General features: G+C 40.7%; 18 protein-coding genes and 1 tRNA gene. 10 read left to right on the top strand and 9 right to left on the bottom strand.

Features of this window, described 5'->3' with window-relative positions:
* Positions 1-9: 9 nt before the first annotated feature.
* The 3 genes from ubiE (at position 10) to AACU25_RS29975 (ending at position 3,171) form a co-directional block, all read left to right on the top strand.
* Positions 10-702, top strand: coding sequence for a bifunctional demethylmenaquinone methyltransferase/2-methoxy-6-polyprenyl-1,4-benzoquinol methylase UbiE (gene ubiE / locus AACU25_RS29965; protein ID WP_096581905.1), 693 nt, complete (start codon positions 10-12; stop codon positions 700-702).
* A 124-nt stretch (positions 703-826) separates the two neighbouring features.
* Positions 827-2,065, top strand: coding sequence for a DUF445 domain-containing protein (locus AACU25_RS29970; protein WP_096581907.1), 1,239 nt, complete (start codon positions 827-829; stop codon positions 2,063-2,065).
* Positions 2,066-2,643: 578 nt separating this feature from the next.
* The gene (locus tag AACU25_RS29975; RefSeq protein WP_096581909.1) at positions 2,644-3,171 is read left to right on the top strand and encodes a P-loop NTPase family protein; all 528 of its coding nucleotides are present in this window, start codon (positions 2,644-2,646) and stop codon (positions 3,169-3,171) included.
* 337 nt (positions 3,172-3,508) lie between these two features.
* Here AACU25_RS29975 and AACU25_RS29980 read toward each other — a convergent pair whose 3' ends face one another.
* The 4 genes from AACU25_RS29980 to AACU25_RS29995 all read right to left on the bottom strand — a co-directional run bounded on the left by AACU25_RS29980 (position 3,509) and on the right by AACU25_RS29995 (position 9,730).
* A complete protein-coding gene (locus AACU25_RS29980) occupies positions 3,509-4,381 on the bottom strand; it encodes an SGNH/GDSL hydrolase family protein (RefSeq protein WP_190445895.1) in 873 nt (290 codons plus the stop codon).
* A gap of 1,311 nt (positions 4,382-5,692) precedes the next feature.
* Entirely contained in the window at positions 5,693-6,631 is a 939-nt protein-coding gene (locus AACU25_RS29985) for a phosphoribulokinase (protein WP_096581911.1), read from the bottom strand.
* Between the two features lie 351 nt (positions 6,632-6,982).
* A complete protein-coding gene (locus tag AACU25_RS29990; RefSeq protein WP_096581913.1) occupies positions 6,983-9,013 on the bottom strand; it encodes an alpha-amylase family glycosyl hydrolase in 2,031 nt (676 codons plus the stop codon).
* A 297-nt stretch (positions 9,014-9,310) separates the two neighbouring features.
* Positions 9,311-9,730 carry a CoA-binding protein gene (locus AACU25_RS29995; RefSeq protein WP_096581915.1) on the bottom strand — a complete coding sequence of 140 codons (420 nt, stop codon included), beginning with the start codon at positions 9,728-9,730 and terminating at the stop codon, positions 9,311-9,313.
* A 103-nt stretch (positions 9,731-9,833) separates the two neighbouring features.
* Here AACU25_RS29995 and AACU25_RS30000 point away from each other — a divergent pair, with 103 nt between their 5' ends.
* Positions 9,834-10,502, top strand: a complete 669-nt coding sequence (locus tag AACU25_RS30000) for a class I SAM-dependent methyltransferase (protein ID WP_096581917.1) — start codon at positions 9,834-9,836, stop codon at positions 10,500-10,502.
* A 174-nt stretch (positions 10,503-10,676) separates the two neighbouring features.
* Here AACU25_RS30000 and trhO read toward each other — a convergent pair whose 3' ends face one another.
* Entirely contained in the window at positions 10,677-11,579 is a 903-nt protein-coding gene (trhO, locus tag AACU25_RS30005; protein ID WP_096581919.1) for an oxygen-dependent tRNA uridine(34) hydroxylase TrhO, read from the bottom strand.
* Positions 11,580-11,652: 73 nt separating this feature from the next.
* On the opposite strand from trhO, the gene AACU25_RS30010 reads away from it, so the two are divergent.
* The 3 genes from AACU25_RS30010 to AACU25_RS30020 all read left to right on the top strand — a co-directional run bounded on the left by AACU25_RS30010 (position 11,653) and on the right by AACU25_RS30020 (position 13,466).
* Positions 11,653-11,725, top strand: a tRNA-Ala gene (locus AACU25_RS30010).
* 469 nt (positions 11,726-12,194) lie between these two features.
* Positions 12,195-12,674 (top strand): hypothetical protein, encoded by a 480-nt coding sequence (locus tag AACU25_RS30015; RefSeq protein ID WP_096581920.1) that lies wholly within the window; start codon positions 12,195-12,197, stop codon positions 12,672-12,674.
* A 252-nt stretch (positions 12,675-12,926) separates the two neighbouring features.
* On the top strand, positions 12,927-13,466 hold the full coding sequence (locus AACU25_RS30020) for a L,D-transpeptidase (RefSeq protein ID WP_096581922.1): 540 nt from the start codon (positions 12,927-12,929) through the stop codon (positions 13,464-13,466).
* Positions 13,467-13,874: 408 nt separating this feature from the next.
* Here AACU25_RS30020 and AACU25_RS30025 read toward each other — a convergent pair whose 3' ends face one another.
* Positions 13,875-16,556 (bottom strand): zinc-dependent metalloprotease, encoded by a 2,682-nt coding sequence (locus tag AACU25_RS30025; RefSeq protein ID WP_096581926.1) that lies wholly within the window; start codon positions 16,554-16,556, stop codon positions 13,875-13,877.
* 747 nt (positions 16,557-17,303) lie between these two features.
* On the opposite strand from AACU25_RS30025, the gene AACU25_RS30030 reads away from it, so the two are divergent.
* From AACU25_RS30030 to AACU25_RS30040, 3 genes are all read left to right on the top strand, one after another.
* A complete protein-coding gene (locus AACU25_RS30030) occupies positions 17,304-19,034 on the top strand; it encodes a diflavin flavoprotein (RefSeq protein WP_096581928.1) in 1,731 nt (576 codons plus the stop codon).
* 383 nt (positions 19,035-19,417) lie between these two features.
* The gene (locus AACU25_RS30035; RefSeq protein WP_045867663.1) at positions 19,418-19,930 is read left to right on the top strand and encodes a phosphate-starvation-inducible PsiE family protein; all 513 of its coding nucleotides are present in this window, start codon (positions 19,418-19,420) and stop codon (positions 19,928-19,930) included.
* 132 nt (positions 19,931-20,062) lie between these two features.
* The gene (locus tag AACU25_RS30040) at positions 20,063-21,799 is read left to right on the top strand and encodes a diflavin flavoprotein (RefSeq protein WP_096581934.1); all 1,737 of its coding nucleotides are present in this window, start codon (positions 20,063-20,065) and stop codon (positions 21,797-21,799) included.
* A gap of 510 nt (positions 21,800-22,309) precedes the next feature.
* Here the strand turns inward: AACU25_RS30040 and AACU25_RS30045 are convergent.
* From AACU25_RS30045 to AACU25_RS30055, 3 genes are all read right to left on the bottom strand, one after another.
* Positions 22,310-23,155 (bottom strand): DUF4253 domain-containing protein, encoded by an 846-nt coding sequence (locus AACU25_RS30045; protein ID WP_096581936.1) that lies wholly within the window; start codon positions 23,153-23,155, stop codon positions 22,310-22,312.
* Positions 23,156-23,956: 801 nt separating this feature from the next.
* Entirely contained in the window at positions 23,957-24,670 is a 714-nt protein-coding gene (rd, locus tag AACU25_RS30050) for a rubredoxin (protein WP_096581938.1), read from the bottom strand.
* 256 nt (positions 24,671-24,926) lie between these two features.
* Positions 24,927-25,667 carry an SDR family oxidoreductase gene (locus AACU25_RS30055; RefSeq protein ID WP_096581940.1) on the bottom strand — a complete coding sequence of 247 codons (741 nt, stop codon included), beginning with the start codon at positions 25,665-25,667 and terminating at the stop codon, positions 24,927-24,929.
* Between the last annotated feature and the right edge of the window lie 12 nt (positions 25,668-25,679).

Consider the following 25,679-nt stretch of genomic DNA (forward strand, 5'->3'; position numbering starts at 1 on the left):
CTTTGACTAATGACTCAGGAAATTCGCGTTATTTTTGATCGTATTGCTCCTATTTATGACCAACTAAATAATTGGTTAAGTTTGGGACAACACCGAATTTGGAAGGAAATGACCATCAAATGGAGCAACCCGCAGCCTGGAGATATTTGTTTAGATTTGTGTTGCGGGAGTGGGGATATCGCTTTTGGTTTAGCCAGGCGTGTAGGCGCTACAGGTCATGTATATGCAGTTGATTTTTCCCATAACCTGTTAGCAATGGCTCAAGAACGCACTCAAAGCCAGTATCCCCAACCTTCGATTACCTGGGTGGAAGCGGATGTCCTAGATTTACCCTTTGAGGACAACAAATTTGATGCCGCCACAATGGGCTATGGTTTAAGAAATGTTAAAGATATTCCCCGCAGCCTTAAAGAGTTGTACCGCGTTCTCAAACCGGGTGCAAAAGCTGCAATTTTAGATTTTCATCGCCCAGATAATCCGCAGCTGCGATCGTTCCAGCAATGGTATTTGGAGAATATTGTTGTCCCTATAGCGACCCAGTTAGGTGTTAAGGAAGAATACGCCTACATCAGTCCCAGCTTAGATCGCTTTCCTATTGGCAAAGAACAGGTAGAATTAGCTTATCAAGTTGGTTTTGCTGAAGTCACACACTACCCCATTGTGAACGGTATGATGGGAGTGCTGGTAGTCAGTAAACTTTAGATTTTATATTGCATATTTTGCCTTGAGGTCTACTGGGAAAAACACAGAGACTCTCAAATGCAAAAGTCAATATTTAATCTAAAAACCAATATCTAATACCCAAAATTGCTAATTCCAAAATCCTGTGGATTGGTCTCATTTGTGGCTTTATGTATCACCACCGATATTAGGTGGAATTATCGGCTATTTCACGAATGATATAGCCATCAAAATGTTATTTCGCCCCTACCGAGCAATTTATATCGGTAAGCAAAGATTGCCATTCACACCTGGCTTGATTCCTCGTAACCAGGAAAGGCTGGCTCTGAAGATTTCTAATACGATCATGGGGTCACTCTTGACACCAGAGGAGTTGCAAAATCTCGCTCGCCGTTTGTTGCAAACAGAACGGGTAGAAGGAGCAATTCTATGGTTGTTAAAACTAGCACTTGACCAAATAAATTCCGAGGATAAAAATCAAAAAAGTGCTAAAATTGTTGGCGGAATTTTGCGTGATTTATTAGGTGAATCCTTGCCACGCCTCCTCAAAGTTTTAGCGCGGCGGGAAGACTTTTTGGAAGTACAAATCAATCAGATTTTTGACCAAATACTGCTGGAATTTCAACTGAGTGAAGAACAGTCAACCAGGCTGGCTGATTGGCTTTTACAAGTAGTTGTGCCGCCAGATGTTTTGCGACAAACAATAGTTGATTTTTTAACCGATCGCACAATTCAAACTATTGACGAAACCTTTCGGGAAAAGACCAGCGGTACCTATTGGGTAGTAGCAAATTTGTTTGGTTTACGCAATACTCTTACTAGACTTAGAGCTTTTTGCTTAGATGAAAAAGAGGCTACTAATGATCGGTTGAAAGAATTAATTCAAGAATTGCAAATCCGCGATCGCATCAAAAAACTCTTGCAAAATTTATCGTTGCAAAACTTACCCATAGGGACAGTACGCCAACTGCGAAAAACTACCAGAGAAAGCGTTCGTCATTACTTGCAAACTAGCGGTAGCGATTTACTTCAAGGTTTAACTGACTCTGTAGATTGGGAGAATATCGCCTCTTTACTGCTCAATCGTCTGAGTACATCACCTGTAGTTAGTAGTTCTCTAGAAGTTGTCAGCCAAGAATTAGCTTTAATTTTGGAGCGCTATTTAGAGAAAGATTTGGAAGCAATTGTGGCGCAAGTAATTCCAATTTTATCTATCGATCAGGTAATTGTTGACCGCGTCAAATCAACTTCTCCTGCTGATTTAGAGGCTGCAATTGAAGGAATTGTTAAAAGTGAATTGCAAGCAATTGTAACTTTAGGTGGAGTCTTAGGTGTGATTGTGGGTTTAGGTCAAACGGTGTTTTTACTGTTTAATCAACAATAGTTGGTAATGGGTAATGGGTAATGGGTAATGGGTAATGGGTAATGGGTTATTTTTCAGGGCTGCTTTGTGCTTCGGGTAATACAACTAGAGTAAGCATCAAAGCTAGCGATTAAAGAAGCGTAACCGATAATCAATGACGCACAAGCCCCTGTTTTTTAAACATGGGGATAAGCGTCTACGCTATTTTAATTGCCGTCATCCAATTTTGGATTTTATACCAATTTAAAAAATTATAGCGACAGATTGTAGAGGCAAGGCACTGCCTTGTCCTCTAGAGTATTTTGAATTGGTATTAGATTTTATACCAATTCAAATAATGTTTGCGACAGATAAATTCCATGTAGGGGCACGGCATCCACAATCTTTCGGTATATTCAAATATCTTACAGGTGCCGTGCCCCCACCCATCTGTCTTTTTTCAAACCGATATTAGATTCTGGATGCGGAATAGCCTTTCTGAGTGATGAATAAATTCTTTATCAGGCTTCACCTGAATTTTTTAGCACTTGAGTGCTGAATACGAACTTGTAAAAATTTTGGTAATTCACCACTAGCCTATTCACTAACAGGAGAGTCGGATGAAAAAAGTAGCAGTGTTTGGCAATGCTGGAGGTGGTAAATCTACTCTCAGCAAGAAATTATCCCAAATCACGGGTTTACCGCTTCATGTCTTGGACAAAATTAAATATCAACCAGGCGGTGTTGAGCTTTCAGATGAAGATTATAAACGCGCCCACGAGCAAATTTTAGTTAGTGATCAATGGATTATTGACGGGTTTGGTTCTATGGAAACCCTTTGGCCGAGATTAGATGAGGCAGATAGCCTGGTTTTTATCGATTTACCTCTGTATCTACATTTCTGGTGGGTAACTAAACGACTAATCACAGGTTACTTTAACCCGCCAGACGGCTGGCCGAAAAATAGTCCCATATTTAAGAGTTCGCTGAATAGCTACCGCGTGCTTTTTTTATGCGACAAATATTTGACTCCTCGATATCGTGAGTATATCAAGCAGGTAAAAAACCAGAAAAATGTTTATCATCTTCAATCGACTCAAGATATTTTCCAATTTTTGGAATCAATTGAAAATGGGCATGGGGCATAGGGCATAGGGCATGGGGCAAATAAATTCTTTGTAGGGGCACGGCACCAGTCATTGGTGTCAACTTAACGTGAAACCCGCTTGGCGACAAGGTTCTGCCCTCACCCCCAGCCCCTCTCCCACCAGGAGAGGGGAGCAAGAGATTTAGTTCCCCTTCTCCTGCGGGAGAAGGGGTTAGGGGATGAGGGCTTGAGGTATTTGTACAACAGTTGCCGTATATAGCTTTTAGCTTAAGTTGACACATATGGGTACAAGTAAGATAATTTCACATACCACAAGATGGTGGATGCCGTGCCCCACCCATCTGTCGCGTTATTTTTGCGAAATGGTATTAACGATTTCAGCGCGAGACTGAAATTGCTTTTAGTGCTGTGTCTGCTAAAATCCGATGACCTGCGGTTGTAGGATGAATGCTATCCCAAAATAGAAACTTATCAGGATTGTTACAGCTAGCCTGGGTTGCTAGACAAGCACTAGTCACATTTGTGAAACCAAATTTTTCTGGATGCGAAATTGCTTCTCGATATAGGTGATTCACGTCGAGTTGAATGATTTTCTTACCAGAACCAGACTTTTGCTGCACCAAATTAATAGATTTAGTCAATTCCGCATTGTGGAGATTGGTTACTGTACTCAAGTTAGCAGCGTTGTAAGTGCTAGAAGTAGCGGGAATTTTACCTAAATCGGGTAAATTAGCCACTAGCAAAGTTTTCGCTCCCACTGTTAACAGCGAATCCAGCGCCGTAGATAAATTGGCGATCGCAGAATTAGTATTACTGCTACCGTAAAGATAATCGTTAGCACCCGCCCAAATTATATACAGCGCATTAGGATTTATTTTAGGCTGAGACTTGGTGTAATTGTTGACTTGTGCCAATACCCCAGGAACCCCATTCAGACTCCCGCTGATGGTAGTAGCACCACCACAAGCAAAATTAATATTTTTGCTATTTTGTAATCCTAATTTAGAACCAAGCTGTTCTACCCACACCGGGCCATTAGAATAACGTCCTTGAAAGTAAGGCGGGCTAGGGGGGTAAAGTCCCTGGGTTGCTTTGAATACATTGCCTGTATCTGAAAGGCTATCACCAAAAACGTAGAGTTCGTTAATTTGTTCGCTATGAAAATTTGGAGAACTCTTGGTAGAATCTGCAAGTATTACCATAATTAAAGTAAAAAGAGCCAAAGCTATTGCAAAAATCTTGTTTCTCACTTTGAAAGTTTCGCCTCACAAAATGGCAAAACCCTCTTCCTCATCAAAGAAAGAGAGATGTTATTTCAAAAGTCAAATTATGAAAATTGAGATGGATCATTTAGCTAAATTTCTCAATCTTCTTTTTTGCAGTTCTGTATGTTAAATACTGTTTTCTGCTCACGTTGTTAATGTAACGTTACATCACGCAACTTTTTGGGATGTTAACCGTACTTACCTTTGGGTAGTTGCACTACTATTTGCAGTTATGCAATTTATCTTTTGCCTATATAGTATTCAAAAACTAAGCTATCATCTAATAGATTTGTAGATAATTTTTATCAGAAAAACCTAACTAATCAGGATATGAGTTCGTGCATAAAAGCTGTAGAGTTTAGTTGAAATAGGACTTATATTCAAAATTCAAAATTAATCATCCAGACAGAACAAAATTTTGAGTCTGTGTATATGTTGCATTTTTTCAAATTATTATTAGATTTTCAGAATTAAAATCGGATTACGAGACAGTGAATAGTTCAGCAATAAAGATTAGAAAAAAAGGAGGTACGCTTGGTTGTACCTCCTTTATTATTAGGAGCTAATGTCTGATTTAAGGTGCGTTGAAGTTAAACCAATTGTTTAGCAGGTTTCACCCCATCTTAATCTGCTGAAAATCAAAAAGTACTCAAGCTAAAGATAGATAACTTTATAAGTTCTTATCTATTTTATTTGTAGTATCTGATACGCTTATTCGTTACATTATCAAGCATTGATCAAAAAAGAGCATTTTTGAGATAAATGAACTATAGAGCAATAGGTTTTGATTACCGAAATTAATTGCGTAGAGAGAGAACAGGGAACGGTGAAGAGGCAGAAGAAATAAAATTTGTATTTCTTAATAAGAGAATCACTTTACGTAGGATGGAATGTCACTTATACCATTTTGAAAAAAGAATTCGACAGATGGGTAGGGGCACGGCACCAATAAGATATTTGATATGCCAAAAGATTGCAGATGCCGTGCCCTTACAAAGATTTTATCTGTCGCAAACATTATTTGAATTGGTATTACTTTAGCGATAGCGTAACGTATCTTTGGCAAGGTTTTTCGTGCGTTAGCCTCCGGTATAACAAACCCTACCTCTACAATTTGTTGCGACAGATCAAAATGCGATCGCAAATTAATTAATAATTCGTAGTACCCTACGGGAAACGCAAAGCGCTACTTAATTAAATCGAGGCTGGGATTAGCATTTATCTGCATTGCAATTTAGGAAACAGGAAAAGTTTGAATTTCCCCTTTTACCTTTCCCCTTTCACCTTTTACCCAAGTTAAACATGAATTTGCGTTGCCTTAAGCATATGGTAAGTAATAATCAACTGAGTCAACGCTAAGGGATAACTTTGTAGTACCTCGCCAGTTGTACCAGCGATTTTGCCAAGTTCTGGGTTACTTTCGCGATCGCAAATATTTTTTAAATGTGGCATATCCGAACAGATAATCTGCTCTAATTTATTCACTTGTTCTAAAGTTGCGTGACCATCAACTTCCAGCACATCTACAGGTTTACTCATATCCCTGTCTAATCCCAAGCGAATTGCTGAGTCGGAACTACTATCAATTAAGTGCAGAAGTGAAGTAAAATCTGGATGCGGAATAGTGGGACGTAGTACCAACCTCACATTCAGATGTCCATTAGTTTCTTCTTTGGCATCTTCAGGAGGGTAGAAGCTAACAACTATATCAGACCATTGTCGTTGCGGACGGATAAATTGTTCTGAATCTGGTTCGCGCTTGTCTAATTCTGCTAGTACTTGTTCGGGAGTATAGCCGCGTTTTTGAGTATCTCGTTTAACTTTCCACTGGGCGCGTATCTCTTCGGGAGGTGCAAGATAAACTTTCACATCATAAGCATCACGGGCACCACGAGTAGAATAACCAAGTAATCCTTCAATAATGACGAATTTATTCGGTTTAATATACTGTGGTGGTTCAAAAGTCCCAGTTTTATGACTATAAACTGGTTTGAGAATTGACTGTCCCGTGCGAAGCAGCGATAAATGCTGCTGCATAATATCTAGATAGTTGCAATCTGGGTGGAGGGCGGTGATCCCAATTTCTGCACGTTGTTTGCGATCGTAACGGTGATAATCATCTGTGCAGATAATCGTGACATTTTCGGGCCCGAGTACCTGAGCAATCCCTCTAGTTAGTGTTGTTTTGCCAGCAGCACTGTCACCGACAATACCAAGAATAATTGGACGGCTCATCATACCCCCCCACAAAGAGTTTAGTAAGTCTGTTAATGATTAATTGATAATATTCCTAATTTTAAAGGGGATTTTGCTCAGTAACTTAAGTTACTGCTTCTATGCAACATCTCTACACAATATAGCAATTCAATTTTTGATTTTTGAATTTCCTGACATGAATAGGAAAAGGGGGAAAAGATGAATTTAGGGATTTCCAAGAAATAAATTATTCCATCTTGTGGGGCGGGCATCTTGCCCGCCATATAAACTGGGCGGACAAGATGTCCACCCCACAATAAATACTGGGATATTTTTTTATTTGGAAGTCCCTTAAACCTTTCCCCCTTCCCCTTTCCCCTTTTCCCTTATTTAAACCAAAGTATAAACTTTTGCTTCCCAGGGGAAGATACCTTCTCTACCCACCCATTCAGCAGGAACTATGCGTTCTTGAGTGATTTCTTTCCACTGCTTACCAGCTGGGGTTGCAGGCCAGTTAGGAACTCTGTACTCAGAACCCCAAGGAGTGCCATAGTCAGAGAAATTTGCTACCACAACTACTAAATTATCAGGTTGATTACCACGCTGCCAAACTAGAACTCGCTTGCCATCATTAAAATCGGTGTGAATAAATTGGGTATCATTCACAGGTAAAGCATCAGAAGTTTTGCGGAATTTGACTAACCGTGCCACATATTGGAAGATGCGTTGTCGCCAATCGTCTTTGACTCGGCTGAAGTTAACTGGGTCAATCTGTTTATGATTACCATGTTCATCGGTAAGCCCTAAATCTTGTTGGTCTGCAAATTCATCACCAGCGAGAATCATGGGAATTCCGACAGCAGTTAGTAAGCAGACAAAGGCTAGCTTAATACGTGGTTCTGTGCGGTTAATGCCATTACTTACTAAGTAATTGAAGAAACGTTCGTTACCATATCCGCCAACATCGTGGGAAGTGAGGTAATTTACCGCTTGAGAACCATCTGTAAAGCCTAAGTTGCGACAATCAATTAACTTGCGGACACTCCACTCAAAGCTAGATTCATCCCAAGCATTCTTACCTAAAATTACCTGGCGGATGATTTGCTTAAACTTTTCGTTCCACAATCCATCGAGACGATTTTGATGCACCAGAGATAAAGGTACACTTAACTCTTCTCCTACCACTAGGAAGCGAGACGCTCCTAACGTCGCTACCGCTTCGCTAACGCCTGTTCCTCCTCTTTTATCCCATAGGGTGCGAGCAAAGTCTTTGAATTCTTGCAAAAAGTCATAGTTGGCAATATTGTTCACGCTATCCAAGCGCAAACCATCAACTCGATAGTATTGTAACCAGTGAGCTATATGGGCTTTCAAATATTCACGGGCTGGAACTAACCATGATTTTTGCCCTGTAATGGGGTGATAGCCTTCTACCCAATAGTTGTATTTAAATAAATCACCACCAAAGCCATCTCTACCACCTTGTTCGGGATCGCCGCTAGCCCATTTGATGTAAAAATCTAGAAAACTCACATTATGGTAAGGATTATTGCGTGAGAATGCCATCACCACATCCACAAAAAATCGCAAACCATTCTGATGGCAAGTTTTAATCAAGTTAGCTAAATCTGTGGAAGCTGTAGGGGCTGATTGATGATCTGGTCGCCCTAAATCAAAATCTGCGGCAAAATAATTTGCTGTACCGTAACCCCACTCTAAATTATCATCGCTATCTTCTGGGGGTAGCAGTTCTAGGGCATTGACTCCCAGTTCTACCAAATGGGCACGATTATTTAAAGTACGTAATCTGGGAAATGTTGGGGGAGTTACATCTGGGCGTAACAGTGCTAGAACATCCCTAAATGTACCATTTCCAGCTTCAATCCCTCCATTTGCACCAATTCTTGTCCAACGTGTAGGTAATTCATAAATTACCAAACGATTATTAGTTGGTAGCTTATCTAAAGATGTATCACCTTCCCAATCGACTGTTTGACCGTCAGGATCGCAAGGAATCAGTGTGCCATTTTGATAAAGCACCACACTTGCAGGGTCAAAACTCGCAACTCCACCAGGTTCTGCTGGCGTAGGTGCAGATTTGCGGCGGTCTACAGTTGTAGCGGTGGGATCGGTGCAATAGAGGATTTGGTTCGCATTGGCGGGATCGTAAGGGTCTGTATTGCGGACTTTAAACCAGTAAAAATATACTTGTCCATCTTTTAGACCACACTCTTGTGGTGAAACTTCCCACAATTCAGGAAAATCAGGCGATTGATGAAGCGGAAATTCCCCGACTTTAATTATTTGACTGGGATTTTGGGGATTATTACTGCCAATGTAGAGAGTGGGCGTTGTTTCTCGATAATTGGCACGCCACAAGACAAAGTGAGTCTGTTTACGGCTCAATAGATCAATAATCATTGCAGAAACCTCTAATTAATAAAAGTTGGCTAAAGGATGAAATGTAAACTATGGGCTTAGAAGTGGCAAACTATTCATCCTTCCACTTTTTTTGGTCAGTTATGTATTGGTTACAACACAGTCTAATGTGATTTCAGATTTCTTTTATTTATTATGGGCATTGGTAATGGGTAATGGGTAATGGGTAATTGGTAATTGGGTATTTGTTATTCCCCTCATCTCCGAGTCCCCAATCCCCATTACCCCTTATCCCCAGAGGGGGCCCCGAGTTCCCCAGTCCCCAATCGCCAATCCCTATTACCCAACACCCAAACGCAAATACTCAATTTTGATACAAGCATCCATAATTACATTCAGCCCAGCATTTAAGGCAGTTTGGGCGGCTGCTTGATTCCAGATACCTTGTTGTGCCCACACAGTTGGGGCATTAATTGCAATTACCTCTTCTATAATTTCTGGCAAATACTCAGCACGCCGAAAGATATTTACTATATCTACACTCGCGGGAATTTCTCTCAGGGAAGGATAGCAAGGCTGTCCATCAATTTCTGTAATTAATGGATTGACGGGATAGACTGTGTAACCTGCACGCTTCAAAAACTGAGCAATTTGATAACTGATACGATTAGGTTTATCAGAATGACCAACGACTGCGATCGCTTTTGCCTGAATTAACACCTCACGCAGAGCATTATCATCATCTTTAAGGTTTGGCATAGTCCGTGAATAGTTAAGTACAAGGTAAATGGTAGAGGGGAATGCGTAATGGGTAGATGAGAAAAAAAATACCAAACACCAAATGACAAATGACCAATGACCAATGACAAATCAAACACAGGGACTCGAACCAAATCTTTATAATTATTTACTCTCTGTTTCTTTGCGAGAACCAGAAATATTAGCTCAGTTACGGCAAGAAACAGCCCAGCATCCAATGGCAAGAATGCAAATTGCACCTGAACAAGGGCAGTTTATGGCATTGTTGGTACAGCTAATAGGTGCCAAAAAAACTTTAGAGTTAGGTGTATTTACGGGATACAGTACGTTAGTAGTAGCTTTAGCATTACCAAGCGACGGAAAAATTGTAGCCTGTGATGTTAGTGAAGAGTTTACAGCGATCGCACGTCGTTATTGGCAGCAAGCTGGGGTGGCGGAGAAAATAGACCTGCACATTGCCCCAGCGTTAGATACTTTAGATAAGTTGTTACAAGCAGGTGAAGCCGAAACTTTTGATTTTGCGTTCATTGACGCAGATAAAAGCAACTATGATGCTTATTATGAGCGATCGCTACAATTAATCCGTCCCAGTGGCGTGATTGCGATCGATAATGTCCTCTGGTCAGGAAGAGTTGCAGATCCCCAAGTGCAGGACAATAGAACCAAAAAAATTCGCGCTTTTAATCAAAAGCTGCATCAAGACCAGCGAATCACTCTCAGTTTATTACCCATTGCCGATGGTTTGACCTTGGTACGGAAGAATGGGGATTAGGGATTGGGGACTGGGGACTGGGGATTAGGGACTGGGGACTGGGAGATGTGGAGACAAGGTGACAAGGGGAAATAACAAACACCAATTACCCATTACCCAATAATGCCCAATGCCCAATGCCCAATGCCCAATGCCCAATGCCCAATGCCCCATTCCCCTAAAAGTTGTCATTATTCATAATTTATGGTTACCCTTTAAAAGAAACTGTCGCCTTTTTTCTTGCTGACGTACTCTTTTTTCTTCGGTGAGGTCATCAAAACAGTAGGGGCAAGTAATACCTTCCTCGTACTTAGGTGAAGCCTTATCTGCTTCAGAAATTGGGCGACCACAACTTTCACACATATCATAAGTGCCTTCTTCCAGCCCGTGACGGACGGCGATGCGTTCGTCAAAGACGAAGCATTCTCCTTGCCATAAGCTTTCTTCGGTAGGAACTTCTTCTAAATATTTGAGAATGCCACCTTTGAGGTGATAGACTTCTGCAAAACCTTGGGACAGCATAAAGGATGAGGCTTTTTCGCAACGAATCCCGCCAGTACAAAACAAAGCCACTTTTTTATGTTTTTCGGGGTCGAGGTTCTGGCGTACATACTCAGGAAACTCTCGGAATATCTGAGTTTGAGGATTTTGCGCCCTGGTGAAAGTCCCAATATTCACCTCGTAATCGTTACGAGTATCAATCACGGTAACTTCCGGATCGGAAATTAGTTGATTCCATTCTTTCGGATCGACATAAATTCCCACCTTTTCATTAGGATCAACTTCTGGTAACCCTAAAGTCACAATTTCGGACTTTAACCGCACCTTCATGCGCTCAAATGGTGGCGTGGTAGCGTAGGATTCTTTATATTCAATGTCTGTTAAGCGCGGATCGGAACGCAGAAATTCTAAAACTGCGTCAATAGCTTGGCGTGAACCTGCAATGGTGCCGTTAATACCTTCTTCTGCTAATAGAATAGTTCCCTTGATACCTTGCTGCTGGCAGTAAGATAACAGAGATTCTCGCTTCTCGGCAAAATCCGGCAAACTCACGAATTTATAAAGTGCTACAACAACTTGAAGATTTTCTTGCTTCATCCCTTTAGAAATGAACCGGTTTCAGGTACAATAACAATGGCAGCTTTAAATAAGCTACCTAATTTAATTTTATGGGGGTTTAGCTCAGTTGGTAGAGCGCCTGCTTTGCAAGCAGGATGTCAGCGGTTCGAGTCCGCTAACCTCCATTCAGTAAATTTAAGCATATTAGTCGCCTAGGTTGCGACAACAGCCATAATTTGTCAAACATGGTCACTTTTGGCTGTAGAATATTCTGGCGTTATGGCTGCCAAGGGTCATGCTTCGTGTAAGAGTGTTTTCGCTTGTTTTAGCTCTACCGAGGCTGTATTTCGTGCCGCTTCATCTGCTTCGGTATGAGCGATCGCACCAAAATTTTAATTGTAATGCTCATAAAACTAATAGTCATGATTATATATGTCTTTAGTACCAGCTATGTAAATTAAAGTTTTACTTTAGATAGACGAGATAGCAAAATATTAAAGCTAACTTTGTAAGGAAATCGCAACAAAAACTTAAGCGATTTTAAAATACTTCTGAATAAAATTCAAGCTCAGAAGTTGAAGAAGTTTCTTTCAGAATTTTAGCCAATTAATTAGTGAAATAAAATCATCTTACAAGGAAGTTAAGGAGTATAAAATGAGCAGAAAAAATAGTTTCTTTTACACAGTTGCTACCCTCATGGGACTTGCCGGAAGCATGGCTTTTCTATCTCTCCCTGCATCTGCAAATGACAACTTATACGCTCAAACGGGAGGTGCTAGCGGTAGTTCTGGTACCGATATGCAAGGATATCCAGGCTATGGTAGGGGAGCGCAAAGTGGTCAAAACATGAATAATAACGGAACCCAAGGATACCCAAGCAACAATACTGGAACACAAAATGGACAATACCTGAACAACAATACAAATCAGGGATATCCTAACAATACTGGAACACAAAATGGCCAATATCTGAACAACACTAATCAGGGATATCCCAACAATACTGGAACACAAAGCGATCAAAATTATAACAATACCGGAACCCAAAACGATCAAAACTTGAACAATGGTTCAGGTGTTAACAATAACACAGGCAGTGGCAGTTCTGGCCAAGGTGTTCAGGCTCTTTGGTAAATTCTGACAATGTTCGGGTTTGAGCAAATTATAGATATAGAAATCAGATTGGATTTCTAAAAATATCTCAGCACGAAAAGCTTTGGCATGGATGCGTTACGCTATCGCTAACGCATCCTACTGGACTGTACTGAGAATGTTCGGATATTAGCAAATATAAATATATAGAAAATCCAGATTAATTAATCTGGATTTTCTATGGTTAGCTTTTTTGTTTTTAAATAATTGCTTGGAAATAGATTAAACAAAAAAATGTCAAATAAAACAAGGATACTAGCACTTTTAGTTTCTAGTTTTGGGCTATTATGTATTAGCCCAAAAGTTGCTTTATCTGCTGATGACAATCTTATCTCTAAACTTAGAGAATATTCAGTAATTCAAAGAGCTAATAATCAAACTCAACCTACTCACTTAGTAATTAGCGTGAGTCGCCGTCAAGTAAGTTTATATCGAGGAAAAGCCAAAATTAAAAGTTATCCCATCGCCGTCGGTCGTCAAGGTTGGGAAACTCCTACTGGCAATTTTCAAGTACGACAAATGTTCAGAGATCCTACTTGGATAAACCCTTTAACAGGTGAATCAATTGCTGGAGGCGATCCGGAAAATCCTCTAGGGCGTTATTGGATTGGATTTTGGACAGATGGGAAAAATTGGGTTGGTTTCCACGGTACTCCCAATCCTGAATCTGTTGGTAAAGCAACCTCACACGGTTGTATTCGGATGTATGGCAATGATGTTCAGCAGTTATTTAGTCAGGTGCGTGTAGGAACACCAGTTACGGTAATTAAATAATTCGTAATTCGTAATTCGTAATTCAATACAAAGAAGTGTTTAATTTACATAATCAGGGTGAGCAAGATGCCCACCCCACAGAATTTTTATGCACTGGAAATATGCAAATTAACTGAAATGTTTTGAATTTTGAATTGTTATTGTTGTTCTTCTTCGTAAAACCAAGCTTCTGCTAAAAGAGAGAAGCCAAGCAACCAAAGGAAGCAGAAAACTGACAATAAAATTATTCCGGTCATGGCTAATATTTCCCCCAACTTGATTCTAGTGGAGAGTTATCTTCAATGTAACGGCATTTTATTTGCTGACAAGGAATTTGCAACAAAGCTTGACAAATTCAGCGCTAGGGGTTATTGGTTATACCATTTCAAAATGCCAAACAGACATCGATTCCGCAATCATCCCCAATCCCTAGTCCCTAATCCCTAATGCTTTGGTGATGCGATCGCTCGTTACTTGCAAATGGGCTAACGTGGAAATATCAATGTTTTCGCCCAAGTCTTTGAGTCTGTTGTCAATTGCAGTTTGCAGTTGACGTAATTCGTACCAAGCTAGTGTGCGTCCGTCTTCTGATGTGTTGGTATTTCGCAACATCATTTCTAGCAATATATTGAGATATTCGCGTTGTAAGGAACGGCGCAGGCTAGAAATGGGTTTTGGTTCTGCGGGAGTGAAAACTTCTGTCCAAATACCTTGTTGTAGGGTTTCAAATAGTTCCGGGATGGAAAGGGCTTTTCCAGGCTGTGTTTTTAATTCTATATCTTGCAGGCGACTGAGGCGATCGCTATTGAGGAGCGATCGCAATACTCGACTTTGGAATTGTAAAATGCGATCGTGTAGGGGATAATCTAGGCGATCGTTCGGGATAGGATTTCCCCAATGTTGCCAGCGTGATGGTGCTAGCTGATTGAGTAATTGCGGTGAGAAGTTAAAAGCATCCTCAGCAAAGACATATTCTTGCAATTTCGCTAAAGCTTGACGTTGTTTTTCTAAAGAAACTGGTACAAACGCCCAGGAAGTTTCATCACCAGCATGAACACGGCGGAATGATTGCCCACCAATATATTGAGAAACTAAGGTGGCGTTACGAAAATAGTAGCCGAGGACGCGATTAAATAAGGCGCGCAGATTACTATAGCTTTCTCCTGGGGCGAGATAACGCTGATCCAGGCGTTCCCACATCACACGGGCGTTATCCATTTGCCATTGGGAATATATTAGTACGTCACTACTCATATCCCAGAGATTTGCTAGGGGGTTAATATCCCAGATATCTTCATCTGTGGCATAGGATAATTCTGGCTGTGGCGATGCTAAAGCAATCTTTTCTAAGAAGCTTTTTTCGGCTTCCGGTAGAATCGCATCAGTTGTGGCTTCTGGGTTGATTTTATAACCATACTCAATTGCCCATTCATCATAAGGGCCAATCACCCCAGGGAAATAATCACCTTGTTCTACACCCTGGGGTGCTATATTCACAGGTAAGTAATCCATCACCGAACCCGCTAAACCTTTGCTGTGGGTGATTTCGGTGTTATTTAATTCTTGGGGCGCTAACATGGTGCTGCCGTGAAAATTATGACGTAACCCCAGAGTATGCCCGACTTCATGGGCAATTAAAGAACGCAAATATTGCTGCACATATTCCTGCATGGCTGCGCTGGTTGGTGTTGTATCAGGTAACAATGACAACGCCAACGCCCCAATAGCGGCTTGATTTGTCGCTTCCCGTCCATAACAGAGTTCCGAATCTCGCTGAAAACCTGCGACATCACAACCATCTAATTTACTTTTGCTATTCCCTGACTCTGCATAGGCGCGATATTCTTGCTGAATAGAACGCACCATATTAGCATCGACAATAATATCTGCGTCCAGTATTTCCCCGGTAAATGGGTTAACACGTGTCGGCCCTTTAGCAAAACCCGCATCTAAAGAATTAAACCAGCGAATAGTGTTGTAACGCACATCTGCGGGATGCCAATCAGCATCATCTGGCATTTGTTGCACTTCAATAGCGTTTTGGAATCCGGCTTTGGCGAATGCTTGATTCCACATGAGAACACCTGCGCGGATTGCGTCACGATATTCTAGGGGTACAGCATTTTCAATCCAAAATACAATCGGCTTTTTCGGTGGCGATAAAGGTGCGTTGGGGTCTGATGGTTCTAGATGCCAACGATTGATATAACGGACAAATGGATCGTGACTATGATTGTGAGAAAAATCTTGGAATGCGGTAATAAAATATCCGACTCTATCATCAGCGATTCGGGGAATATAACCGTTATTTTCTGGTAGCTGGGAAAAACTATAATGTACTTTTAAAGAAAGTGCGCGACTATCAGGTAAAGTAACTAAATTTGCACCTTCTGGTGAGTAAAAACCGTAAATAGAATCAATCTCGAGATTTTCCGGGAAGCTGTTAATATCGCCAAAATAAGACTTGCTGGGTTCTAAGCGGTAATCAGCTTGTAAAGAATATTTCAATATAGGAGTTAAACCGGGGAAATCCTGCATGAGTAAGTCATCCAGGTTAATCAGAATATTTTTACTCCACGGATCAATAGTGTCAATTGGCAATGCATAAAGCACCGAATCGCTAAAAGAACGGGTAAGCGATCGCTGTTCTGGTTCACCTTCTTCTGTACGAAATTTCACATTCCGCACGACGAAGTGCAAATTGTTATTGACTCTTCTGAAATAGAAGAGAAAATCAGTTAGGGGTAATCCACTATAAATCCCACTTTCCCCTAATCCTGATTCTAATGTGACTGTCGCTAAGTAATTTCTATTAAGCTGTTCTGGCTTAATTTCCCAATAAGTTCTGCCGTCTTCATGGCTGCGATAAAGGGTAAACAATCCCTCTAATTTCTCTGTGGCTTTAACTATCTCACGAAATCGCCGCAAATCTTCTCTTCTACTATCACTAAAAATATTGTCCGCACTGGCAATATTTTCCATAGCTGTGATTGCATGGAATGGCGGTACATCATTATTTGCAAGTTGATTGGCGGCTGCGTAATTAGTTCCTAATAACCAGTTATAGAGTAAAAAGATACAGATTACTAATTTCCTAATCCAGTATTTCATCCTTGATTTTTCCAGATGCAGCGGTTCTGATATTGAGGAAAAAATGTGGATTTATGCGTCTTCTGTCAGTCTTGCCAATACTTCCCAAATCATTGCAACTACGTAAATCCACCGTGATTAGACAAACTATTGTTTGTCACAAAGTAAAACAACTCCACGAACCGAAAAGTAGTTTGTCTTTTTAACTTTGTACGAGTTATCCATTTATAAGATGAAACTGCTGAGATAGCAAGTATTTACTTCTTTAGATAGAGAACGATTCCAACCAAAGATATAGGTTTTTTCCAACATTATCTTGTATTTAAAAGCAAAAAATGCCCAAAAATTGTATTTAGAGCTACATTTAAGCGCATCAAAGGTTAGCGATCGCAGATGCAATTAAGCTCTACAAGAGTTATTTATTTAGCAATGCTGGTCTATTTCTCAGTATTTTCACTATTAAGCATCGCCGTCATGTTTCCAATTGATTAATCAAACTGTAGTGCCCAGAACCCCGACTTCTTGAAGAAGTCGGGGTTCTAAATTAAGTAAATGAAATCTAAAAATATTCATCACTTCCATCTCTAAAACTTATTATCTAAAGCTTCAATGATAAACATTGATATTAATCAATGGTAATTACACGCTCATCAACAATAAATGTTTCTGATGGCTTACTTTAGAAATAAACATTTTACTAATTCACTATTTTGTAGCAATTATATAAATAAGCACATTAACTAAAGAAAATATTTTTAGATAAATCACATGAACTTACTCACAAAAGCCCCACAAACACTTGCTTCTCCCGGACTTTTGACAATTGAAACTGTAGAAATTGCACCACAAACAACCGCTATTCGTTGTCTTGACTGGGATAGAGAACGCTTTGATGTTGAATTTGGCTTACGTAATGGTACAACCTATAATTCTTTTTTAATTCAAGATGAAAAAATTGCTTTAGTTGATACTTCTCATCGCAAATTTGAACAGTTATATCTAGAATTACTAACAGGAATCATTGAACCCACAAAAATAGATTACTTAATTGTCAGCCACACCGAACCAGATCATAGTGCTTTAGTTAAAGACATCTTACAACTAGCTCCCGATATCACTATTGTGGCGGCGAAGGTGGCAATTCAATTTTTGGAAAACATGATTCACCAGCCATTTAAATCTATCCAGGTGAAGAGTGGACAGCGTTTAGCATTAGGAAATAATCACGAATTAGAATTTATCTCTGCGCCTAACTTACATTGGCCTGACACAATTTTGACTTACGACCACAAAACAGGCATTCTCTACACCTGCGATGTATTTGGAATGCACTACTGCGACGATCACACTTATGATGAGAATTTTAATGTGATCGAAGATGATTTTAAATATTACTATGATTGTTTAATGGGGCCGAATGCCCGCTCTGTATTAGCAGCTTTAAAGCGGATTGAAAATTTAGCAATTGGTACAGTTGCAACCGGACACGGGCCTTTACTCAAAAACTATATTCCCGAATGGCTGGGACGGTATCAAAACTGGAGTTTAGAACAAGCAAAAACTGAGAAATTAGTGGCGCTATTTTATGCCGAAGATTACGGCTATAGCGAACATTTAGTAAGAACCATCGCGCATGGCTGCACGAGAACAGGTGTCGCAGTAGAATTAGTTGATATCAACAGCGCCGAACCGCAAGAAGTCCGGGAATTAGTAGGACAAGCGGCTGGGTTAATTATTAGTATGCCTGCTCAAAATGCAGTGAATGCTCAAGCGGCAATTAGCACAATTTTAGCGGCGGCTCATAATAAACAAAGCATTGGTTTATTAGAATCTGGTGGCGGCGAAGATGAACCAGTTTATCCCCTACGCAACAAATTTCAGGAATTAGGATTAACAGAAGCCTTCCCGCCAATTTTAGTTAAAGAAAATCCCACCGCTTCCCTAGAACAACTGTGTGATGAAGCAGGTACAGATATAGGGCAATGGTTAACCCGCGATCACACCATCAAACAAATCAAATCCATCAACACAAATTTAGAGAAAGCCTTAGGCAGAATTAGCAACGGACTCTACATTATTACTGCCAAAAAAGGAGAAGTTCAAAGTGCCATGTTGGCTTCTTGGGTAACCCAAGCCAGCTTAAATCCCTTAGGAGTAGCAATCGCAGTCTCCAAAGACCGCGCTATTGAATCATTAATGCACGTAGGCGATCGCTTTGTCTTAAATGTTTTAGAAGAAGGCAATTATCAAGGCTTAATGAAACATTTCCTCAAGCGCTTTCCCCCAGGTGCAGACCGATTTGCCGGAGTCAAAACCTATCCAGCCACCAACGGCTCCCCCATTTTAGCTGAAGCCTTAGCCTACATGGAATGCGAAATCACCAGCCGCATCGATTGTGGCGACCATTGGATTATTTACAGCACAGTCCAAACCGGACGAGTTGCCAAAGTCAACGCCCTCACCGCCGTCCACCACCGCAAAATCGGTAATCATTACTAAATTTGGGCATGGGGCATGGGGCATGATTTATTTTTCCCTGTTCCCTATTCGCAAATTTTTGCAGAAGTTTATGGCAAAAAATGCCACAAAACTTGTGAAGACACCATTTTTCACGATAAAAACGCAGACAAAGCTGTAAAAATTCGACCCAAACTTATAAATGCTCGACTTTTCACGAGAAAAAAGCAGACAAAGCTGTAAAAATTCGACCCAAACTTATAAATGCTCGACTTTTTACTAGAAAAAAGCAGACAAAGCTGTAAAAATTCGACTCAAACTTATAAATGCTCGACTTTTTATATGGAAGAAGGCAGAATTCTCTTCTGCCTTCTGCCCTCTGCCTTCTTCAATTTATCTTGTCCCCAATCCCCAATCCCCCCAATATGTATCAGCCTGTTGAAAAGAACTCAATCCCCGCTTATGAAATCAATCGGGGGCGCATTCTGCGAACCTTGGAATTTATCCAAGACATGATTGTGATTTCCTTGTGCATGGGTTTATTTAGCTTCATGGTGATTCAAGTGAGAGATATGTTTTTCTCCTTGCTCCCTCCATTAGATTTCCATGTAGTCACAGCCGATATTCTGTTTTTACTGATCTTAGTTGAGTTATTCCGGCTGCTCATAATTTACCTCCAAGAACAACGCATTTCGATTGGTGTAGCCGTCGAAGTTTCCATTGTCTCAGCGTTAAGAGAAGTGATTGTCAAAGGCGTACTAGAAATTAGTTCCAGCCAAGTTTTAGCCACTTGTGCATTCTTACTCGTTTTGGGAGTACTACTTTTCTTACGAGTTTGGCTACCCCCAACATTTGAAGGCATCGATCCAGAACAAGAAGTATCTAAACGCTATCAACGCCTCCATAAAACGGAATTAGCGAACAGTAACGGACGTTAAAAAGCAGAGGGAGCAGAGGAAGCAAGGGAGCAGAGGGGGAAAAATGCCCCGAGTTCCCCAATCCCCAATCCCCAATCCCCAATCCCCAGTCCCCAATCCCCAATCCCCAGTCCCCAATCCCCAATCCCCATTATGTCCACCGCCACCCTAACCCCCAACCGTTCTCGAGATGTTCAGTTAGCTGAAATTGGTACAAATACGCTGATATTGCGATCGCGTACTTGGGAACGTCTTAAATTTGAGGTTGAATATTCCCGCCAAAAGGGAACTACAGCAAATTCTTATTTGATTCAAGCTGATAAAAAGGTTTTAATTGACCCTCCTGGTGAGTCTTTTACGGAGATTTTCTTAGCACAACTAGCACAACAATTAGACTTGACCACTCTTGATTATATTGTTCTCGGTCATGTCAACCCTAACCGCCGAGCTACTTTAAAGGTTTTGCTCTCGCTAGCGCCGCAAGTTACGTTAATTTGTTCTCGTGCAGCTGCGAATGCGCTCAAAACCGCTTTTCCGGAATGGGAATCCCGGATTCAAGCTGTGCGTTCAGAAGATACTCTCGATTTAGGACAAGGACATCTTCTATCATTTATTAGTGTTCCTACTCCCCACTGGGTTGATGGACTTTGTACTTACGATTCCGCAACCAAAATTCTCTACACCGACAAGTTTTTTGGCGCTCATATTTGTGAGGATGCGTTATTTGATGAAGATTGGAAAGCTTTAGACGCAGAACGTCGCTACTATTTTGATTGTCTTCATGCTCCCCAAGCTAAACAAGTAGAAACCGCTTTAGATAAACTGGCAATTTTTGCTGCCAAATCTTACGCACCTGCACATGGCCCGGTTGTGCGTTACAGCCTCAGCCGTTTTACCTATGATTATCGTCAATGGTGTCAAGGTCAAAAGTCCCAAGAGTTAAGCGTGGCCTTACTTTACGCCTCTGCTTATGGAAATACAGCGATTTTGGCTCAGGCGATCGCTCAAGGTTTAATTGAAAATGGCATTAATGTCGAATCCATCAACTGTGAACTAGCAGATGCGGCGGAAATCACCCGCGTTGTTGAAGCTTGCGATGGCTTAATTATAGGTTCACCAACTTTAGGTGGTCATGCACCAACGCAAATTCAAACTGCTTTAGGAATAGTCCTAGCTTCGGGTGCGAAAACTAAGTTAGCTGGGGTTTTTGGTTCCTACGGTTGGAGTGGCGAGGCGATTGATTTAATCGAAAGTAAGCTCAAAGATGCCAATTATGGTTTAGGGTTTGAGACAATTCGCGTCCGCTTTAGCCCGACTCCCTATGTTTTACAGCAGTGTCAAGATGCGGGTGCAACCTTTGCCCAAAACTTGAAGAAAACTAAGAAACTGCGGACTTCTCGCCTCGTAGCCACAGAAGCACAAGTAGACCGCACCGAACAAGCAGTAGGCAGAATTATTGGTTCTTTGTGCGTCGTTACAACTCACGATGGAGACAATCACAAAGGTATTTTAACTTCTTGGGTATCCCAGGCAACTTTTAACCCACCAGGAATTATGATTGCGATCGCTCAAGAGCAGAATGCTGATTTAATGCGTCATCCTGGTGACAAATTTGTGCTGAACATCCTCAAAGAAGGTAGAAATGTCCGGCGCTATTTTTCTCGTCACAGCAGTTTAGGCGAAAATCCCTTTGCAAATCTTCCTACCCAAACTGCTGAAAATGGCTGCTTAATTTTGAATGAAGCTTTAGCCTATTTAGAATGTACAGTCCAAAATCAACTTGAATGCGGCGACAGATATTTAATTTATGCCGTAGTGAATAGTGGAGAAGTATTAGAAAACGATGGCTTCACTGCCATTCAACATCGGAAATCCGGCAGTCAATATTAACAGGACTTACGCAACTGGCACATTGATCCTCTGGCCTAGGAGTCAAGAGTCAAGAGTCAAAGGTCAAAAATTTAGACTTTTTGGACTCTTGACATTTGAACGCCAGTTCACTCAACGGAGGGAACCTCCGCACGTGACTGGCTCCCCTGGACAAACCTAAACGAAAAAATATGACACTTGCGTAAGTCCTAATTAAATAGCAGCGTTGCATAAATGTAGGATGAATTATCAATTTCCATAATTAATAATTCATTGCATAATTGGCGCAATCATCCATGATTCAGCAACGCCTCCATCAAGTATGGGAGATGAGGCATTTGGTATTTGGCGCTTGGTGTTTGGTATTTGTCATTTGTCCTCTGTCCTTATATCGGCCTTGTCTCCCTTTTCCTCCTTGTCAGCAAGGGGGAAATTAATTTATATTGATTCAAATCATGTTTATAACCGATAAGTAATTAAACTCTAATTTCTCCATTCTTTGCCCGCGATCGCATCTGTTTTACTACTAGCTTAATCCCACCAGAAATACCAAACTTTTCTGTTGAGCAACATAGCTGCTAAATTATTTAGCGTTTCTACCCCTTGGTCTACAATATCAGCACAATACATATACTGTTCTTGAGCTAGGCGAAATGCATCTTCGCGATTTTGGGGAGGATGATTAACGCACATCTCTACTACATCATGGGTAATGCCAACTACTTCTGCACCATATTTCTGCTGCCAGTATTTCATTAGTCCCATGTGTATTGTTGGTAGAGGGCAATCATTCCAATTACCAAATTTTAGAAAAGCCGGAACTTGCCAACTTAATTTAGTGGGAATCATTGCTAATACTATATTTGGATGTGGTAGACGAGTCAAAATATTATAGGGAATTGTATATCTTTCTGGTTGTTCAGAAATTAAATCGTCCCATTCACCAATTTCTGCTTGGGTCAGTGGATCTAAAGTATTCTGCATTTCTATGCTGTTACTATCATCTGCCCATAAAATTTCTCTTTCTTCCCTTTGATGTTTTGCTTTATTATTCAGCCACTCATCTACATTAAAAGTATCTGCTTGAGTGATGATTTCAGCAACAGTTAAGGATTGATAAATTGAGGAATCTTGGTTGGAGAATTTAAGTGTTTCTAGATGAGATTCAACTTCATCTCGATTTCCTAGCAACAAAGGATAATGTTCTGTCTCATTTACAAGCTGACGAAGTTGTTGCCAATACTTTATCGCTTCAGCACCAGCAAATGTCAAGCCATATATTTGCTGTGAGTCAACATTCCAGAGTAATTCTAGAGTATCGGATTTAATACTATTTTGAGCTAATATTGATTGTAACTGGCTTTGATTGATAACCATATATTGTGTATCAGCACCTTGTTTGATTTATGTAATGCTCAAATTCAAACGTTAGTATTTCAAGACGGAGATTAAAGCCAAAAATACTATCTATCAATTAATACCAGCTTGCAAAAATATTGCAATATACCTCATCATTTATTTGTAGTAAATATTATTTAAGAATTTAGATTATTCGCAATTATTTTTAATAAATTTCTAAAAATAAAAAAAAGAATGTAGCAGATTGTAGGGGCAAGGCACTGCCCACCTGTGTCAACTTAAGCTTAAAGCTATATAGGGCGGGCGTTGTACAAATACCTCGCGCCCTCATCCCCTAACCCCTTCTCCCGCAGGAGAAGGGGAACTAAATCTCTTGCTCCCTTCTCCCTGTGGGAGAGGGGCTGGGGGTGAGGGCGAAACCTTGCACAAGAGCGGGTTTCACGTTAAGTTGACACCAATGGGCACTGCCTTGCCATCTAGAATTGATATGTCGCAACCATTATTTGACTTGGTATTAGATGTGTATTAGCTTAACAATTCAAAGCCCAAAATTAAAAAGGTTTGATGCTAATTGATATCAGGATTGACTATAGCAAATTAGTCTAAACCTCCGGCTTATTATTAATAGCAATAAGGGCACAACAATGTTGTGCCCTACAAAGTGTGGTATCGCCAAGATAACTGCTAATACTTGTCGGTTAAGGGGAAAAGGGGCAAGAAAAAACCTTTAACCCTTACCCTTTCACCTTTTCCCCAAACCAAATTCCGAGTTTAAAATCCTTAACCGAGCAGTATTGAGATAACTGCTATCTTACAATTTTAGGCAGCGAGTTTTTCCTCAAGTGGTTTAAAGGTCTTTTTGGTTGCGCCACAAATTGGACAACGCCAATCATCAGGGATATCTTCAAAAGCTGTACCAGGCGCAATTCCGGAATCTGGATCGCCAGCAACAGGATCGTAAATCATGCTGCATTGTCTGCAAATCCATTTCCGAGTTTTTGGATCTTCACCTGCAACTCTGGTTGCTGCTTGTCCACCATTTAATACTTCTAAAGCTTCCGCGTAGCGATCTGCGTGGTAATTTTCGATGAATTTCAACAAACCAAAACGATGGGCTGCTTCACGAAATGTGGTAGCGTGTTCGCTAGATTCTTTTGCTTGTTTAAGAAATTCTTCTGCTGCAGGATTGTCGCGATCGCGTTGAGCAGCTGAGGCGAATTCTGGATACATTGTAGTGTATTCATAGGTTTCGCCTTCAATTGCTAAAGATAAACAACGAGAGATAATTTCTCGCTTTTGTTCATCAGTTAACACCGCTGGATCTTGAACAACTAGTTCTGGATGTAGCAAAACAAAATGTGCAAACGCGTGTTCTGTTTCTTGATCTGCTGTTTCTTTAAAAAGTTTCGCTATGTCTGTAAACCCAAGTTTACGCGCCACCTCAGCAAAAAACAGATACTTTCTATTTGCCATCGATTCGCCACCGAAGGCAGCTTCTAAGTTTTGAAGTGTAGTAAAGTTGGATAAATCCATAATTGTTAGGATGTTGCGGAATGACATTTCGTGGGTAAAACAGAAGCCAAAAGTCAGTGAATTAACTGATATACATAAGCGTTGTCAACGTTTTCATACAACGTTTTTTAGCTTATATTCACTCACCTATTTGGTTAGCTGCCATAGACATTATATTGGGTGTTTGCTGTTTGGCGTTTGGCATTAGTCATTTGTTAAGAGTCCTCAGGGAAGATGATTTTCTCCTTTCTCTTTAGCTAAGTAAATAATTGTTAGATTATGCAATTCCGCCATTGACGCGAATATTTTGCCCTGTAATCCATCTAGCTTCATCGCTAGCTAAAAAAGCTACTACATCAGCGATTTCTTGCACATCTCCCAATTTTCCTAAAGCGGCCATTTGGGCTAGACGGTTAATTTGTTCGTCACTTTTACCATCGCGGAACAGTTCTGTATCTGTGGGGCCTGGAGAAACGGCGTTGACTGTAATTTTCTTCGTACCGAGTTCTTTAGCTAATACTCGCGTGATTTGTTCTACAGCGCCTTTAGTGGCGACATAAGCGCTATAAGTTGGTAGCATCAGGGCTGTAGTTGAGGAGGAGAAGTTGATAATCCGTCCACCCTCTGTCAGCTTTTGGGCGGCTTGTTGACAAGCAAAAAATGTACCTTTGACGTTGACAGCAAAGATTTTATCAAAATCGGCTTCTGTGATTTCCGTTATGGGCTTGTAAACGATACTGCCAGCATTATTCACCAAAATATCAACCTTACCAAATTTGGCAATAGCTTGATCAAAGAGCCGCTCAATTTCAGCTACTTGGCTAATATCTGCTTGGATAGCGATGGCTTGTCCTCCTTGCTGAGTAATTTCAGCTACAACTTCTTCGGCTTTGGCGGTATTACCTGCATAGTTGACGACAACTGATGCACCGTTATTTGAGAGCTTGAGTGCGATCGCTTTTCCAATACCCCGCGATGCACCAGTGATAATTGCAACTTTTCCTGTTAAAGGTGGCATAATTCAATTCAA

The organism is Tolypothrix tenuis PCC 7101 (assembly GCF_963874875.1).
Taxonomy (GTDB): Bacteria; Cyanobacteriota; Cyanobacteriia; order Cyanobacteriales; family Nostocaceae; genus Aulosira; species Aulosira tenue.

Coding starts and splice junctions, on each gene's coding strand:
- AACU25_RS29990 (WP_096581913.1), bottom strand. CDS start 9,013: ATGATTATTGATCTATTGAGCCGTAAACAGACTCACTTTGTCTTGTGG.
- AACU25_RS30035 (WP_045867663.1), top strand. CDS start 19,418: ATGTATCAGCCTGTTGAAAAGAACTCAATCCCCGCTTATGAAATCAAT.
- AACU25_RS30045 (WP_096581936.1), bottom strand. CDS start 23,155: ATGGTTATCAATCAAAGCCAGTTACAATCAATATTAGCTCAAAATAGT.
- AACU25_RS29975 (WP_096581909.1), top strand. CDS start 2,644: ATGAAAAAAGTAGCAGTGTTTGGCAATGCTGGAGGTGGTAAATCTACT.
- AACU25_RS30000 (WP_096581917.1), top strand. CDS start 9,834: ATGACAAATCAAACACAGGGACTCGAACCAAATCTTTATAATTATTTA.
- AACU25_RS30040 (WP_096581934.1), top strand. CDS start 20,063: ATGTCCACCGCCACCCTAACCCCCAACCGTTCTCGAGATGTTCAGTTA.
- AACU25_RS30030 (WP_096581928.1), top strand. CDS start 17,304: ATGAACTTACTCACAAAAGCCCCACAAACACTTGCTTCTCCCGGACTT.
- AACU25_RS30055 (WP_096581940.1), bottom strand. CDS start 25,667: ATGCCACCTTTAACAGGAAAAGTTGCAATTATCACTGGTGCATCGCGG.
- AACU25_RS29985 (WP_096581911.1), bottom strand. CDS start 6,631: ATGAGCCGTCCAATTATTCTTGGTATTGTCGGTGACAGTGCTGCTGGC.
- ubiE (WP_096581905.1), top strand. CDS start 10: ATGACTCAGGAAATTCGCGTTATTTTTGATCGTATTGCTCCTATTTAT.
- AACU25_RS30025 (WP_096581926.1), bottom strand. CDS start 16,556: ATGAAATACTGGATTAGGAAATTAGTAATCTGTATCTTTTTACTCTAT.
- trhO (WP_096581919.1), bottom strand. CDS start 11,579: ATGAAGCAAGAAAATCTTCAAGTTGTTGTAGCACTTTATAAATTCGTG.
- AACU25_RS30020 (WP_096581922.1), top strand. CDS start 12,927: ATGTCAAATAAAACAAGGATACTAGCACTTTTAGTTTCTAGTTTTGGG.
- AACU25_RS30015 (WP_096581920.1), top strand. CDS start 12,195: ATGAGCAGAAAAAATAGTTTCTTTTACACAGTTGCTACCCTCATGGGA.
- rd (WP_096581938.1), bottom strand. CDS start 24,670: ATGGATTTATCCAACTTTACTACACTTCAAAACTTAGAAGCTGCCTTC.
- AACU25_RS29995 (WP_096581915.1), bottom strand. CDS start 9,730: ATGCCAAACCTTAAAGATGATGATAATGCTCTGCGTGAGGTGTTAATT.